Source organism: Vibrio sp. PID17_43 (genome assembly GCF_002608565.1).
GTDB lineage: Bacteria > Pseudomonadota > Gammaproteobacteria > Enterobacterales > Vibrionaceae > Vibrio.
This window is the reverse complement of record NZ_LIXM01000005.1, coordinates 31176-46991: the sequence shown is the minus strand read 5'-3', so window position 1 is coordinate 46991 and position 15816 is coordinate 31176. Positions and strand designations below refer to the sequence as shown.

Here is a 15816-nt window from a genome sequence, read left to right as displayed (position 1 = left end):
TGTTAAGCTTGTGCTGCTAACTCATGTGATAGTGAATAATCGCGTGATGCTTGTTTACTGAAATACATATCTTCGTCGGCTAAATGTAGCGCTTGCTCCAAACTGACAACCCGGCTGCGTTTTTCGGAGACCCCAACAGAGATAGTCACTTGGCTAAGCTCACCAAACTGTGCATATTCTAAATTAAGCAAGCTAAGCTCGTGTATAACTCTCGCCAACTGCTCCTTAGGGGGATAACCGATAAGAATAAATTCATCACCCCCTATACGGTAAGCGCGCCCTTCCCACACTCGACGTATTTTTAACGACAACAATTTTAGAACCTCATCGCCAGCTCGGTGACCATGAGTATCGTTAATTTGCTTGAATTTGTTGATATCTAAATAAAGAATCGTTAAATCCTTTTGGACACCTTTACGATACGTCACTTGCAGCGAGCGACGGTTTCTAAGGCCTGTTAGGTTATCGGTATTAGACTGCCTATATAGGTACAATGAGACCCCCATCGCCACGATAAGCAGCAAGAAAAACAGAAATCGAGTTTGTGTTGCTAAGCGAACCTCATACTCTAACGCGGTACGCCAATCCGGTCTAAGGTCATAGGTTGCAACGATTTTTCCCAAATCCAACAACGAAATCGCCAGACTGAAAAATGGTGTAAGTAGCTCTCCACGCTCATTTTTCGCAAGACCAATTGAAAGCTGAGATTGGTAAAACTCTCCAATCGCGTTGTCTTTCTCAATGGGAATCAGCTCACTCTGGCGCAAAAAGTGATTCAACATCGCGGTATCCATGGCGATATAATCAACCTCGTGGGCAAGCAATGCCTCTACAAGGTCCTCTTGGGTTTGATAGCGTATCAGATCTTTAAGTGGTAGCCTTTGCGTCAGCATTATATCGAAGAAGTCATCTTTAACGACTCCAATACGTTCAGAAATAAGCTGTGAGACATCAGAGTAAACGTTGGTCTTATAACCAAGGCGTTTCACCATCACTGATGTTGGCCAATAGTGTGGTTGTGGGAAATGACTAAACTCACGTCGTTCTCGACTGATAATCAAAGGTGCCAATATATCAAACTCACCTTGAATGAACTGTTGATACATGGTTCCCCAGCTCTCATTCGGCTGACTAACAACCTCACAGTTCAATGCCAAAATACGACAACTTTGCAGGACCGCATCTGCCGTCAACCCCTTTACCGAACCATCATCTTGATAGATGACATAAGGAAAAAGAGACTCAAATTTAATTCGAATAGGTTGGTTTAAGTCGATTGGAAGCTGTTTTATTGACTTTCTCAGTGCGGCTTGGCGCAACTCAAATTGGTATAGGGCAATTTGTTCACGTAATAACTTTTGCACCTCTTCGCTATGAATAAAACGAGCAAATTTATCGAGTTCTTCTAGGTAGGTGCCCCTTTTGCTAACGATAGAGACAGGCTTAATCGAAATATAATCATTAAGCATTTTGGCAGCGAACCCTTCAATCAACATAGGTTTAAGTTGATTGATGGCATCAACAACGCCATCTACGCGCCCAGATCGGAGTAATTCCACCGCTTCTTCATGGCCCTGGTAGGGCACTTGTCGTAACTCTGGGTAATTTTGCTTGATCAGCTCCGCATAAATAGTGCCTTGGGGCACCCCAACAATCGCAACTTCATCTAACGTGGCATCGTGCAAAGCGTAAAGGTAAGTATATTCGATATTGGTCGGACGCGAGTAACTAAAGTGCTGTGCTCGAGCTTCGGTATAAGTAATATTGGCGGCGAAGTCACTCTCTCCGTGAGCAACAGAATCAAGAGCAGCACCGAAACTAGAATAATTAACATACTGAATCGACACATTAAACTTTGCAGCTATTGCATCAAACAGTACCCGAGTGACGACATCATCTGCTTTTGTCGCCACTTGATAATGAGAAGGATTAATGGGCTCGGATTTAAGACTCAAGCTCAATAAACAACAAGCCAAAAACAGCAACCTTTGAACAACTTTTACCATGACCAACGTTTCTAATAATTAACTATTTATCATATAGTTAGGTTTAAATTCTTATTTTTATAAACGCAAAAATTATGAAAGCAAAAACATATAACACTTTGCCAATGATTTCATAAACATATCAACAGTTTGTCGTACGGGTCACTATTTAATTAAAACAATACCCTCGTTCTATAACTCCGTTTGCTCATCATTACTGCGTAAAATGTAGTCAGTCATCCACGCCGTACCAAGTAAACACATCCAAACAACAAAGACAGAGTTCGGCACTTCAATGTTTGGGCTCACCACCAACACCGCAAAGCCCACTGTTGGTAAAGTCCAACAAAGTAGTTTACCCCAACGCATAGAGTTTTTGATCTTAGTCAGAGCTTCCATCGAGGCCAGAATGCCCGTGATACTAAGAGCAACAAGTACTGCATAAGGTAAATCAGCAAGCCATAACGGCAATAATAACAATAGCGCCCACCAGCTGTGTTTTTCCGAAGGCTTCCAGTGCCTTGCCGACCACCACATCACGATCACGGCGAGCGTTTGTACGACAGTAAGCCATGCCGAACCGCCGAGCTTGTCAGACTGTTGTGTCACCATAATGCCAACTTGTAACGTGACAACAATCAAGCCCGCTGTAAGCAGCACGCCTAAAGAACTACGACGAGAGAACACCACCATAAGCAGAGGAAAAAGAACAAGCACACCAACGGACAACGCGATTGGCTGCATGGACAAAGTAACACCATAAACCGTCATCGCACCTAACAGAACGAGACCAGCAAGACCACCTTGCGGCAACATCCATAAGGCAGGGATCATCAAAGCAATAAAAGGAATATCGCCTTCACTTAAACTGATTGCACGAGTGCATACCACAGCAAGTAAAGTCGTAATGAGAAATTGAAGTGTCGAAAAAATCATAGCGCCTCCTAGCTTCCCCAACGGAGTTGGTTACTCAACGGCATATCAAAATGGGATAAAGGTCGTTGAGTGAATCTTGGTTCAAGCTAAGCTTGAATTCCTTGTTTGTATTTTAAACTTACTCTTTGGAATCAAGACACTGCTCAAAAAAGAGATAGCAACGGACACTAAGAAACGAAGAGCAGCAAATGATGTTAAGGAGCAAGAACGAATAGCGAAATACAAGTCTTGTATATTACCATTCCTTGGCAAACAACAGCGGACACTATAAGTATGGACCAATTTTTAATCCAAATCTTTGCTGTAATTCACCAAATTCCAAAAGGAAATGTTTCAACTTACGGTGATATAGCAAAAATGGCTGGTTATCCCGGCTATGCAAGACATGTCGGAAAAGCGCTTGGGAATTTACCTGAAGGCAGTAAACTTCCTTGGTTTCGTGTAATTAACAGTCAAGGAAAAATATCATTGAAAGGTCGAGATCTCGATAGACAGAAAGAAAAACTGGAATCAGAAGGGATTGAGGTGTCTGAAATTGGAAGAGTGTCACTGAAAAAATACAAATGGCAGCCATAAGCTGCCATTAATGAGTCTTTAATGCAAAAATTAGCGTGTACCCACCAGACGGATGTTAGCTTGATGAGTTTGCTCTGCATCCGTAATCACTGGAATGCTCGTGTCGTTAATGAAGCGAAGTTTGCCGTCTACTTCAATACGAGCACGTAGGCTGTAACGGTGATTTGGTTTGATATCATTGCTGTCATAGCTTAGTTCAAAAGCAAATGGGACTTGTTTTCCTTCTGTCTCGAACGTTTGTTTTGCAAGAACTTTTGCCGGTGCATCCGCAAGAGATACGTCTTCAAGCGCGACGGTCACCACCGCGTGTGGAGGTAATGCAATACGCTCACGGTAAGCCACTGTACCTGTAATGATCTTCATAGATGCCTCGGCTGATTCCGTTAGTGTTGTTTGAGAAGATTGGCAACCCACTAGTGCAGCACCGAATAGTAAAGAAGTAACAAGTAGTAGTGTTTTTTTCATACATGCCTCTGCGTGTGTATCAATTCGCGCTAAGTATAAAGGGAGATTATTACACTGTCTGCGTTTAATTCTGTCATTTGACAATAGTTTAACTAAGTTAGAAATTATCAAATAATTGATTTTGTTTCATAATTGAAGCAACAACAAAAATAACGGTGAGGAGACATCATGAGTAAACCACTACGAGAATTGCTTAGCCTACTGCAACTCGAAAAGCTAGAAGAAGGCTTGTTCCGCGGCCAAAGCGAGAACTTAGGTTTACCTCAGGTTTACGGCGGTCAGGTAATTGGACAAGCGCTATCAGCGGCACGTTACACCGTCGACGAGGCTCGTACCGTGCATTCATTCCACAGTTACTTCCTATATCCTGGCGATCCAGAAAAACCCATCATTTATGATGTAGAAAATCTGCGCGATGGCCGTAGTTTCAGTACACGCCGTGTTAAAGCGATTCAAAATGGTCGTCCGATCTTCTACCTCACCGCGTCTTATCATGGCGAAGCTCCTGGCTTTGATCACCAAAACACCATGCCAAATATCCCCGGACCAGAGCACTTCCCTTCAGAAACAGAACTCGCGAGCCACATTGCTGAGTTTCTACCTGAAAAATTACGAAAAACCGTCTGCGGTGAAAAGCCGATCGAAACGCGCCCTGTCAATATCATAAACCCTCTAAACCCTAAAAAAGCAGAAGCGAAGCAATATCTATGGATCCGCGCAAATGGAGAAATGCCAGAGAATCAACTTATCCATCAGTACTTATTAGGTTATGCTTCTGACTGGGGGTTCTTGGTCACGGCACTTTTCCCACACGAAGTGTCTTTAATGACGCCAAATTTACAGGTTGCGACCATCGACCATTCTATCTGGTTCCACCGCCCGTTTAAGATGGATGAATGGTTGTTGTACGCGATTGAAAGTCCAACCGCAAGCAACACTCGAGGATTAGTGCGTGGCGAGATATACAACCAACAAGGTCACCTAGTGGCAACTGCTGTTCAAGAAGGCGTCATGCGTTTTACTAAGTAACCTTAACTCAAGTCAGTGTTAATCTTTAGTTCTGTGGAACAAAAGGAGTGCTCAAACACTCCTTTTTATCATTCTAAACTGCTAATCCCTACTCGTTATATGCCACTAATCGGCAATTCCGTCTTATACTTAATCGGTTCCATTGCAAAGGTCGAGGTGACGTTCGATAATCCTTTCACGCTGTTTACTAAGCGCTTGTAAAATTCATCAAAACGCTTCATGTCTTTTACCAATACCTTCATCATATAATCGTACTCCCCAGCCATACGATAAAACTCCATCACTTCTGGAAAGTCACTCACTGTGGTCACAAAATGATGATACCAAGCTTCGGAGTGGTCGCTGGTTTTTAGTTGTACAAAAGCGATAAAAGAGAGATCAAGTTTCTCTGCGCTCAAAAGTGCCACTCGCTTTTCAATATATCCTTCATCTTCAAGCTTTTTGAGCCGCTTCCAGCATGGTGTGCTCGTCAGGCTGACTCGCTCTGCCAAGTCATTCAATGACAACGTGCCATCGCTTTGCAGTAAAGAAAGCAACTGCCTATCAATTCTATCTAAACTCATTTCTACAAAAGCCTCAATAAAGAGAAATTTTTTCTATCCATGGTGATTATACAAACAATAATAGCAAAGTTTTTCTCTTTATTAATAGGTAGATTATCCCTACAGATAAAAACAAAAACCCTACAAATTTTCGAGGAGACACGTTATGTATACTGACCACAACTGGATCAACAATGCCGTTCGAAAAATTGAAGCAGACTTCCAACGCTCTGCGGATACTCACCTATTCAAACTTGACCTACCCTTTCTAGATGGTATCGACATTTACTTGAAAGATGAAAGTACGCACCCAACAGGCTCACTGAAGCATCGTTTAGCTCGTTCGCTATTCCTATATGCAATATGCAACGGCTGGGTCGGTCCAGAAACGACGGTTATTGAAGCATCGTCAGGCAGTACAGCGGTCTCTGAAGCCTACTTCGCCCGTCTGCTAGGCTTGCCATTTATTGCTGTGATGCCAAAGACCACTGCGCGCAAGAAAATTGAACAAATCGAATTCTACGGCGGTAAAGCACATCTTGTTGACCGTTCAGACCAGATTTATGATGAATCTCGCCGTCTAGCGGAAGAACTAAACGGTCACTACATGGACCAATTTACCTATGCAGAGCGTGCAACAGACTGGCGCGGCAACAACAACATCGCCAACTCTATCTTCAGCCAAATGAAGCTAGAAGATCATCCTATCCCAAGCTGGGTAGTAATGAGTCCTGGTACTGGTGGCACATCAGCAACCATCGGACGCTTTATTCGTTACCAAAAATACGACACTAAACTATGCGTGGTTGACCCGGAGAATTCAGTATTCTTTGACTACTTCCAATCAGGCAATACGGACATCCGAGGCGAAAACGGCAGTAAGATCGAAGGCATTGGCCGACCACGCGTTGAGCCAAGCTTCATTGCTGGTGTTGTTGACGAAATGCGCAAAATCCCAGATGCAGCAAGCGTGGCAACCGCACATTGGCTATCAGGCTTAATAGGCCGAAAAGTGGGTGCATCAACCGGTACCAACCTATACGGTGTATTACAATTAGCTTGCGAGATGAAACAACGTGGTGAGAATGGTTCGATAGTGACACTACTTTGTGATTCTGGTGAACGTTATCTAGATACTTACTACAATATGGAGTGGGTAAAAGAGCACATCGGTGATATTCAACCTTACCTAGCGCAGCTTGAAATCATCCAAGCAAAAGGCTGTGTTGAGCCAGCATGTTGCGGCCCAATCACTGAGTAAGAATCATATTGCCAATAGAAAAAAAGCCCGCTGAGTCAGCGGGCTGTTTTATATCGGCTTAACGTACTCGCCAATTACTTCTTCTGGCGAGCTTCAAAAGCAGCCATCTGTTCTGGTGTCGCTTTTGGCTGGTGGTTTTGTTTCCACTCGTCGTAGGTCATCCCGTAAACACGCTCGCGAGCGTCATCGATATTGATGTCAGCACCTAACGCCTCTGCCTCTGCTTTGTACCATTTACTGAAACAGTTACGACAGAAACCCGCAAGGATCATAAGATCGATATTTTGCACATCTTTGTTTGCATCTAAATGAGCCAGAAGACGACGGAACGTCGCTGCATCTAACTTGTCTTGCTCTTCTTGGCTTAGATTTTTATATTTAAACTCGGCCACTTTACTTTCCTTTTTATTTATATTGTAAAAAACATCAACATGTTGGGTTGAGTGAGAATGAATTGGTTTCGCAGCACTACAGCGATTTGCAGAGCCTGAACACCGTCATTCTAAGTTTATGCTTCTTTTCTATTTTCCTTCACCATATGTAAGTGCACATCTTGTTGAGGAAAAGGAATCGAAATACCTTCACGATCAAAACGCAATTTCACTTCTTTGGTCACATCCCAATACACATCCCAGTAGTCATCTGTTTTTACCCATGGGCGAACAATGAAGTCGACAGAAGACGTATTCAAGGTATGCACTTTAATCATTGGCTCAGGAGTACGTAGCACTGCAGGGTGAGAGGTCACAATGTCGGCCAGTACAGATTCTGCTTTGAGTAAATCATCGGCGTAACCAATACCAAAAACCATGTCGACACGGCGAATACGCTCATGGGTAACGTTCTTTATCACATCTCCCCATATCTTGCTGTTTGGCACAATAATAATCTGGTTATCAAAGGTACGAATGGTGGTATTGACTAAACTCATGTGACTCACTTTACCGTCTACGCCCCCAGCGTACACAAAATCACCCACATCGAATGGGCGATAAATCAACAGCATCATACCTGCTGCAAAATTAGATAGAGTATCTTGCAGCGCAAAACCAATGATCACACCAGCAATACCGAAACCGGTAAGAATTGGGGCTAAATTTAAGCCAATCTGCGACAACCCGACCATGATACCGATGAGCCATACTGCTTTACCGGACATCGAAATAAAAAAGTCCTGCATTAATTGGGAAAGTTTCAGGTTCTGCGAAGCAACGGCTTTACTCACAACCTTACGCGTAAGTTTAGCTAGTGAGCGAGCAATGACTAAGATCAGCGCAAAGACAAACAGCTGAAAAAGATGTTGCGGTGCGTTATCTACAAACCAGTCGCCTGCAGAACTAGTCCAATGACTAAGAATCGATAACAGCACTTTTACATTGAGCAAATCATGGGTGACGCTACCCGTGACTTCAAGTACCTGGCGTTTGTATTCTGATGTTTCTAAACCGACTTTGTCTCCAATGGAAAGTAGTGAACGCAAACTGTCCGTAGCGATATCCAACCTTTGCTTAATGATCAGCTGGCTTAGTTGCAAGGTCGCTTTTTCAGATTCTGGGCTAGATGAAATTTGCGCGCCTATAAACTGTTTTTGCTGATTCAAATATTCAACCGATGCCGACAATAACCGCATTCGGTTATCCACGCTGTCTTTAAACAACGTTTCAGCACGCTCGTCTGGTACACCAAGTTGCGCAAGCCATGCTAGATTCTGCCAACGGGCATCAAAACTTACATCCAAATAATGCTGTAATTCACGATAAGTATTAATCAAAGGAAGCTTATCTTGATCTTTCGCTGTATTGATCTCTTCATTGAGCGCGTGAACTTTATCAGCCAAGTAAGCAAAAGTCCCTTTCGCGTATTTTTCTTGAGTTTTAACTAACTCAATCAATTTGTCGTTCGGGATAGACTGATTATTGATTGCACTTGCTAGACGCTTTCTGAGCTCTTCATTTTTTTGAAACAGCTGAAGTTGCAACGCATCTCGTTCATCGCCACTGGCTTGTTTTAAGCTCACTGATAAATCACGGATGTCTTGATTGATATTATCAATAGACGTTTCTGCGGCCGAAATTTCCTTCACCTCACTACTTTCTGTCGCATTAACAAGAAAGGATCCCATTAACAAGAATAACGCAAAAAGCAGAACGAATACTGCGTTTAAGCGAAAGCGCACTTCAAAAGGAAATCGAAACGTCATGTTTACCTCGCAAGAGACGATATTGGATAAGAGCGACTAAAAACTACAGTATAATACTTTGAAATCAAACACCTTAAGCTTACTACACTAAGTAAGAGGCTGGGCATAATTTAGTAAGTGCCCGACAATTTTACACCAATATTCCTGTTAGTTTTTAGTTGTGACATTTTAAGACGATTCCCATATGTAACTGATAGAAAATCATTTTTATATTCTTGCTCTCCTATGACAAATACTCGAAGTATGTTGAGCACAAATTGAAAGTGGTGGATTCATACAGTAACTCGTTTAATGCGAGTTATAAAAGATGAACTATGATTTAAGCGTAGTAATATCGATTGAAATAACGATTAAGGAGAATTTATGGGTATTCTATCTTGGATCATTCTTGGCCTGATTGCTGGTGCTCTCGCAAAGTGGTTGATGCCTGGTAACGATGGTGGGGGTTGGATTGCCACTATGGTACTTGGTATTGCGGGGGCTTTTGTTGGCGGCTTTCTTGGCAGTTTCTTCGGATTAGGCGGTGCAGATGGTATTAATATCGGCAGCATCATTACCGCCACTGTAGGCGCTTTTGTGCTTTTGTTTGTATACCACCGTTTTATAAGAGGGTGACGCTCGACATAGCACCTTCATGGTTGCAAGAAAAATTATGCTGTTAAAATAAAAAAGCCTTGCACTCAATAGTGAAAGGCTTTTTTATTCAATTATTGTCGGTTTGGGTGATTTAAGATGTGGTCTTCCCAGTTCACCACTTCAATTTCATACACCACTTTATTTCGCACGCTTTCACCTGCAGCATGCATTGCTGATTTAGACCCCGTAATAAGCGGATGCCACTCTGGTAGTGGCTGCTCCTCTGCAAGTAGACGATATGCACAGGTATGTGGTAGCCAAGTGAAATCATCGATATCTTCACGTGTCAACTTGGTGCACTCTTCACCTGAAGTAAAACGGTTCGGATAATCTTTACACGAGCACGTTTTGCTGTTCAACCAGCTACACGCCACGTTGGTGTAGTAAATTTCATCCGTATCTTCATCCATCAGCTTATGTAGACAGCATTTACCGCAACCGTCACAGAGAGATTCCCATTCCTCTTCTGTCATGTGTTCTAACGATTTGCTTTGCCAAAATGGTGTGTTCATTACGCTTACTACTTATTACGAATTGGGATAGGATGCGTTTTATACCCCTCTGGCAATAAAAGTTCAAGTTTACCGAACGAACGGTTTCTCATTTAGGCTAGTGAATTTCCATCCTCCCCTTCCAATCTGACTGAAAATGTCCATAATTGCCCCCTGATTTTTATGAGGGCGTTAAGATGGATTGTCGATTGGGTTGTGGAGCGTGCTGTATCGCACCAAGTATCTCTTCCCCTATTCCTGGCATGCCAAAGGGCAAAGCAGCAGGAGAACGTTGTATTCAATTGAATGAAGACAACCTATGTAAGCTTTTTGGCAAACCTGAGCGCCCTAAAGTTTGCCATGACTTTAAGCCGTGTCCTGTCGTGTGTGGTAATACCAATCAAGACGCGATCAAAAATATTACGGAACTAGAACAACTGACTTAATCACCAACCAAGTCTCCCTAATTGAACCATCGCCTTTATGTCACGTACTTTCCTAGCGATCATTTAATTCGATCACTGAACATTCCGTTTCAAAGTTGAGACATCTTTATCTTTAGCTGCCTGTTAGGCCAATTTTTCAGATGCTGCTCACAGTTACTGACTAGTGTCTACTATGTTCTACGAGTAATTTAAATCCGAAATAGGAAACAACATGAATAAGTATATGGCAGAGTTATTTGGCACGTTTTGGTTAGTGCTTGGTGGCTGTGGTAGTGCAGTTTTAGCCGCAGGCTACCCTGAGCTAGGCATTGGGTTTGTCGGTGTTGCACTGGCATTTGGCTTGACTGTTCTTACCATGGCGTTCGCGATTGGCCATATTTCAGGTTGCCACTTAAACCCCGCGATAACTGTCAGTTTGTGGGCGGGTGGTCGTTTTGAGACTAAAGACGTTGTGCCATACATCATTGCACAGGTAATTGGTGGTGTGATCGCCGGTGGCATACTCTATATCATCGCTACGGGCCAAGCAGGCTTTGACATTGTCAGTTCCGGCTTTGCAGCAAATGGTTATGGCGAACACTCTCCAGGTCAATACTCTCTTATGGCTGCGCTCGTCACTGAAGTTGTGATGACCATGATGTTTCTAATCGTGATCATGGGCGCAACAGACAAACGTGCCCCTCAAGGTTTTGCGCCTATCGCTATTGGCCTATGTTTGACGCTGATCCACCTAATCAGTATCCCTGTAACAAACACTTCTGTAAATCCAGCTCGCAGTACTGGTGTAGCGGTATTTTTTGGTGACTGGGCGGTATCTCAACTATGGCTATTCTGGGTCGCACCTATTGTCGGTGGTATTCTGGGCGCACTTATCTACAAAAATATTCTGGGCACTGAGTCAAACGACTGATTCGCCCTCGATTTATAAAAAAGCCGCTGAGTTCAGCGGCTTTTTATTTATTAAATCTTGTGTCGACCCAGTAACGAATGGGACAAGGTCGTTCCGTCAACAAGCTCAAGCTCACCACCCACTGGGACACCATGCGCGATTCGACTTGCATCCACTTGGTGTTCTTTACACAGTTCAGCGATGTAATGTGCTGTTGCTTCCCCTTCAACCGTTGGGTTGGTGGCAAGAATCACCTCAGAGATATCACCTCGGCGCAGACGATAGTCCAACACATCAAGACCGATATCACTTGGACCAATACCATCGAGCGGTGATAAATGCCCCATCAGTACAAAGTATCGACCCGAGTATTGGCCAGTGGCTTCTACTGCAGCGATGTCTGCCGGGCTTTCTACTACACAAAGCTGACCGTTTTCCTGGCGCTTGGGATTGGTACAAATGTGGCAAATATCTTCTTCAGTGAACGTTCGGCACTCGGTGCAATGACCGATTTCTGTCATTGACTGACTTAGCGCATCTGCGAGCTGCAGACCGCCTTTTCTATCACGCTGTAACAAATGAAAGGCCATACGCTGCGCCGACTTGGGGCCAACCCCAGGTAGACAACGTAAGGCCTCCATCAATTGCTCCAGCATATGGCTGGTACGCATTGAAAATCCGCTTAATTAAATGTCAGCAGATTAGAATGGCATTTTCATACCTGGTGGTAGTTGCATACCACCAGTTACAGAAGCCATTTTCTCTTTTTGAGTTTCTTCAACGCGGCGCGCTGCGTCGTTAAACGCGGCAGCGATCAAATCTTCTAGCATCTCTTTATCGTCTTCCATCAGACTTTCATCGATGTCAACACGACGTACACTGTGACTGCCAGTGATTGTCACTTTAACTAGACCAGCACCAGACTCGCCGGTTACTTCCATATTCGCGATTTCTTCTTGAAGCTTTTGCATGCGCTCTTGCATTTGCTGGGCTTGCTTCATTAGGTTGCCCATACCGCCTTTACCAAACATGTTTATCTCTCTGGTTTAATTAGGTGTTGCATCAGTAAATGGGGCTGTCAGTTTACGATTTCAACCCCACTGTGTTCAATTTTTAGATAGGGCGAACACTATCTCTATCAAGCTCTGCGGCAAATCGACGCTCGATGAACTGAACATACGGATCGTTTTCCAAACTGTTCAGAGCTTGCTGTAATTTTTCCTGATAGAGCCGGTCTCGCAGCTCTAGAGGAGTCTCACCACTTTCGCCAATAACGATGCTTAGATGACACTCCTCCCCCAACACAGCATTCAGCGCATTTAATAGCTCGCTTTGCGCTCTGTCAGTATTTAGATGTGCTTGACTGCCTCTTAATTGTAGCGAAACCGTTGAGCCTTCTTTGTAATAGTTCGAATTTAATGCCAATTGTTCCACCAATTTTGGCGTATTCATTAGGCTGATTAACTTCGCCCACTCATTTTTCTCTAACGATTCATCAACCAGCTTTTGCACCATCTCTGGTGTTTTTTCATGCTCAAGCGCCTGCTTAAGCTGCGTCGGTGTCAACTGCGTATTCACTTTTTTCTCAACCTGTTTGGTTGGGCGCCAGCGATACGCTTCATCTTCAACTGTAGACGATTCCGCTTGCGGTGAAGATGCGGGCGACACCTGCGCGGAATTGCCATGCAATTGCGCTAGACGGTCAATGACCGACTCTTTTTGTGCAGATGTCGCCTTAGGCTTTTTTGAGCCACCGTTATTAGAGGCTGCCTGTTGCTGACCTTGGCGCTGTGAACGTAGCTGATGACGTAAACCACCCAAGCCTGGGCGTGCAGGTGCGCTCTCCTGTGCTGGTTGAGTTGCTTTTTGCGCCTGTTGTTGTGATGCAGAAGACTCATCCATTCGTGGCGCGATATCATATTGTGGTGGTGGCATGCCATATCCACCGGTTTGATGCTCTGGCGGATATTCAGGAGCATCACCCGTATGTGCGACTGCCTGAGCTTCAGACTGCGGTGACTCTTGCGGTGCTGGTTGTACCGGAGTATTCATTGGCGCTTGCAGTGTTTCATCTACTCTCGACTGACTCACCGCTTGTACCGGAACCGCTTGAGCTTGTACCGTCGTTGTAATGACATTAGCACCGCTGCTTATTGATGGGCGAAACGCCATCATGCGCAATACTATCATTTCCATGCCCACACGGCCGTTTGGTGACAACGACAGGTCTTCACGACCTTTTAAGGCAATTTGATAGTATAACTGTACGTCTTGTGGCGTCAGCGCTTTACTCAATAAATCAATTTTCTCTGCATCAGGTTGTGCCAGATCCAACGTCGATGGCAATGCTTGATACATAGCGACACGATGTAACTGCGATGCCAATTGTTGTAACAAGCCATCCCACTCTACACCGTTTGATGCAAGTTGTTGGATTTTATCCATTGCTTGCTGGGGTTGTTTACTACTGATTGATTCCAGTAAATGAATGGCTTGGTCGGCATCAATCGTACCAAGCATATGGCTCACGATTTCAGTTTGAATAACGCCGTTTCCTAGCGCAATGGCTTGATCCGTTAAGCTCAGTGCATCTCGCATACTGCCGTCTGCAGCATGGGAAATCATACCAAGAGCCCTTGCCTCTGCTGAAACTTGCTCTTTTTCTAAAATGTGATCAAGTTGCTGATGAATGTCATCAACGCTAATTGGCTTTAGATGGAACTGCAAGCAACGTGATAAAATCGTCACTGGCAGCTTCTGAGGATCCGTCGTTGCCAATAGGAACTTCACATACTCAGGCGGCTCTTCCAACGTTTTTAGCAACGCATTGAAAGAGTGACGCGAGAGCATGTGTACCTCATCAATAAGGTACACTTTAAAGCGTCCGCGAGCAGGCTTATATTGAACGTTGTCTAATAGCTCACGAGTGTCTTCAACTTTAGTACGAGAAGCGGCGTCGATCTCCAATAAATCAACAAAGCGGCCTTCATCGATCTCACGACAAGTATCACACTGACCGCATGGGTTAGCAGTAATACCTGTTTCACAGTTCAAGCCCTTAGCAAACAGTCGGCCAATCGACGTTTTACCAACGCCTCGAGTACCACTAAACAAGTACGCATGGTGTAAGCGATTTTGCGCCAATGCGTTTTCTAAAGCAGTAAGAACATGACTCTGTCCTACCACTTGATCAAACTTATTAGGACGCCATTTTCGCGCTAAAGCTAAATAACTCATTGAATGTATCAGTGCCCTTCAAAATCGCAAATGCTGTATACGTCAAGGCCCAGTCCTTCTAGGCGCTTATCACCACCAATTTCTGGTAGATTGATAACAAATGCAGCGTGGTTCACTTCACCGCCTAGCTGACGGATAAGTTTTGTTGTCGCTTCAATCGTGCCACCTGTCGCAAGCAGATCATCGACAACCAATACTTTGTCGCCTTCTACAATTGCGTCAACATGGATTTCTAGTGTATCTACGCCATATTCCAGTTCGTAAGACTGAGCAATAGTAGGACGAGGTAGCTTACCTGGCTTACGCACTGGAACAAAACCAACACCCAACTCAAGCGCCAGCGGTGCCCCAAATAAGAATCCGCGCGCTTCCGTACCAACTACTTTGGTAAAGCCCATATCTTTGTAACGTTCTACCATTAGATGAATCGTCGCTTGGTATGCTTGTGCATCTTCAAGAAGGCTCGTTACATCGCGAAAAAGGATGCCTGGCTTAGGGTAATCTTCGATGCTTTTAATGCTAGATTTGATCAGAGAAATTGTTTCTGTAGTCATAATACCGATTTACTTAGATTGGCTCATTACCCGCCGTTCTTATCGCAATATTACGAGGGCAATAAACAATAGGCTTTCACCACTATGTGCTTATATTCACAAAGTCACAGGTGTTGAAAATACAAACGCCCACTCGAAGAGCGGGCACACTATTCCCTACAATCTTAGTGATTTTCTTCTCTGTCAGCAACCAACTCAATCACAGGGAGTCGTATAAACCAGCCTAGTAAAACGATTAGCATCACTAAAAGTACAAACTTTAGCCAAATGTAAGGCACTACAACGATAGAAATAGCAAAACTCAACACTATAAAAATTACGCCTCGAGCTTTGACTTCTCGGGTTACGGCTCTATTTTTATCCCAGTTCGTCAATAGAGGGCCGAACGTTTTGTGTTTGTGTAACCACTGATGAAATAGCGGACTGCTACGTAAGAAGCAAGCACTAGCGAGGAGCATAAAAGGCGTAGTAGGTAAAAGAGGAAGGGCAACTCCAGCAATGCCAAGCAAAACAGAGAGTCCACCAACTATATTTAAAAGATAGCGCTTAATACGAATGGTGAACTCCAA

18 protein-coding genes are annotated in these 15816 nt (G+C 44.0%); 6 read left to right on the top strand and 12 right to left on the bottom strand.

Going from position 1 to position 15816, the window contains the following annotated elements:
- Positions 1-2: 2 nt before the first annotated feature.
- Both AK965_RS04890 and AK965_RS04885 read right to left on the bottom strand, forming a co-directional pair.
- Positions 3-2006 (bottom strand): GGDEF domain-containing protein, encoded by a 2004-nt coding sequence (locus AK965_RS04890; protein WP_099078556.1) that lies wholly within the window; start codon positions 2004-2006, stop codon positions 3-5.
- Between the two features lie 171 nt (positions 2007-2177).
- Positions 2178-2921 carry a hypothetical protein gene (locus AK965_RS04885; RefSeq protein ID WP_099078555.1) on the bottom strand — a complete coding sequence of 248 codons (744 nt, stop codon included), beginning with the start codon at positions 2919-2921 and terminating at the stop codon, positions 2178-2180.
- A gap of 273 nt (positions 2922-3194) precedes the next feature.
- Here AK965_RS04885 and AK965_RS04875 point away from each other — a divergent pair, with 273 nt between their 5' ends.
- Complete coding sequence (locus tag AK965_RS04875) at positions 3195-3497, top strand: DNA base-flipping protein (protein WP_099078553.1); 303 nt, start codon at positions 3195-3197, stop codon at positions 3495-3497.
- 30 nt (positions 3498-3527) lie between these two features.
- On the opposite strand, the gene AK965_RS04870 is transcribed toward AK965_RS04875, so the two are convergent.
- Positions 3528-3962, bottom strand: coding sequence for a YbaY family lipoprotein (locus AK965_RS04870; RefSeq protein ID WP_099078552.1), 435 nt, complete (start codon positions 3960-3962; stop codon positions 3528-3530).
- A 168-nt stretch (positions 3963-4130) separates the two neighbouring features.
- Here AK965_RS04870 and tesB point away from each other — a divergent pair, with 168 nt between their 5' ends.
- A complete protein-coding gene (tesB, locus tag AK965_RS04865; protein ID WP_099078551.1) occupies positions 4131-4991 on the top strand; it encodes an acyl-CoA thioesterase II in 861 nt (286 codons plus the stop codon).
- A 95-nt stretch (positions 4992-5086) separates the two neighbouring features.
- Here the strand turns inward: tesB and AK965_RS04860 are convergent, their stop codons facing one another.
- The gene (locus AK965_RS04860; protein WP_099078550.1) at positions 5087-5554 is read right to left on the bottom strand and encodes an Lrp/AsnC family transcriptional regulator; all 468 of its coding nucleotides are present in this window, start codon (positions 5552-5554) and stop codon (positions 5087-5089) included.
- A gap of 145 nt (positions 5555-5699) precedes the next feature.
- On the opposite strand from AK965_RS04860, the gene AK965_RS04855 reads away from it, so the two are divergent.
- A complete protein-coding gene (locus AK965_RS04855) occupies positions 5700-6794 on the top strand; it encodes a PLP-dependent cysteine synthase family protein (RefSeq protein WP_099078549.1) in 1095 nt (364 codons plus the stop codon).
- Between the two features lie 74 nt (positions 6795-6868).
- On the opposite strand, the gene AK965_RS04850 is transcribed toward AK965_RS04855, so the two are convergent.
- Both AK965_RS04850 and AK965_RS04845 read right to left on the bottom strand, forming a co-directional pair.
- Entirely contained in the window at positions 6869-7186 is a 318-nt protein-coding gene (locus AK965_RS04850; RefSeq protein ID WP_099078548.1) for a DUF1244 domain-containing protein, read from the bottom strand.
- Between the two features lie 116 nt (positions 7187-7302).
- Positions 7303-8994 (bottom strand): mechanosensitive ion channel family protein, encoded by a 1692-nt coding sequence (locus tag AK965_RS04845; RefSeq protein WP_099078547.1) that lies wholly within the window; start codon positions 8992-8994, stop codon positions 7303-7305.
- A 363-nt stretch (positions 8995-9357) separates the two neighbouring features.
- Between AK965_RS04845 and AK965_RS04840 the strand changes: the two genes are divergently transcribed.
- Positions 9358-9609, top strand: a complete 252-nt coding sequence (locus tag AK965_RS04840) for a GlsB/YeaQ/YmgE family stress response membrane protein (protein ID WP_099078546.1) — start codon at positions 9358-9360, stop codon at positions 9607-9609.
- A gap of 92 nt (positions 9610-9701) precedes the next feature.
- Here AK965_RS04840 and AK965_RS04835 read toward each other — a convergent pair whose 3' ends face one another.
- The gene (locus AK965_RS04835) at positions 9702-10142 is read right to left on the bottom strand and encodes a YcgN family cysteine cluster protein (protein ID WP_099078545.1); all 441 of its coding nucleotides are present in this window, start codon (positions 10140-10142) and stop codon (positions 9702-9704) included.
- 176 nt (positions 10143-10318) lie between these two features.
- On the opposite strand from AK965_RS04835, the gene AK965_RS04830 reads away from it, so the two are divergent.
- Together AK965_RS04830 and aqpZ are read left to right on the top strand one after the other, a co-directional pair.
- On the top strand, positions 10319-10567 hold the full coding sequence (locus tag AK965_RS04830) for a YkgJ family cysteine cluster protein (protein ID WP_099078544.1): 249 nt from the start codon (positions 10319-10321) through the stop codon (positions 10565-10567).
- A gap of 211 nt (positions 10568-10778) precedes the next feature.
- Complete coding sequence (gene aqpZ / locus AK965_RS04825) at positions 10779-11477, top strand: aquaporin Z (protein WP_099078543.1); 699 nt, start codon at positions 10779-10781, stop codon at positions 11475-11477.
- A gap of 50 nt (positions 11478-11527) precedes the next feature.
- Here the strand turns inward: aqpZ and recR are convergent, their stop codons facing one another.
- The 5 genes from recR to AK965_RS04800 form a co-directional block, all read right to left on the bottom strand.
- Complete coding sequence (gene recR, locus AK965_RS04820) at positions 11528-12127, bottom strand: recombination mediator RecR (protein WP_099078542.1); 600 nt, start codon at positions 12125-12127, stop codon at positions 11528-11530.
- Between the two features lie 30 nt (positions 12128-12157).
- Positions 12158-12487 carry a YbaB/EbfC family nucleoid-associated protein gene (locus AK965_RS04815; protein WP_005460082.1) on the bottom strand — a complete coding sequence of 110 codons (330 nt, stop codon included), beginning with the start codon at positions 12485-12487 and terminating at the stop codon, positions 12158-12160.
- 82 nt (positions 12488-12569) lie between these two features.
- Entirely contained in the window at positions 12570-14693 is a 2124-nt protein-coding gene (dnaX, locus tag AK965_RS04810) for a DNA polymerase III subunit gamma/tau (protein ID WP_099078541.1), read from the bottom strand.
- 8 nt (positions 14694-14701) lie between these two features.
- The gene (apt, locus tag AK965_RS04805) at positions 14702-15247 is read right to left on the bottom strand and encodes an adenine phosphoribosyltransferase (RefSeq protein WP_099078540.1); all 546 of its coding nucleotides are present in this window, start codon (positions 15245-15247) and stop codon (positions 14702-14704) included.
- Between the two features lie 164 nt (positions 15248-15411).
- The gene (locus AK965_RS04800) at positions 15412-15816 is read right to left on the bottom strand and encodes a YbaN family protein (RefSeq protein ID WP_099078539.1); all 405 of its coding nucleotides are present in this window, start codon (positions 15814-15816) and stop codon (positions 15412-15414) included.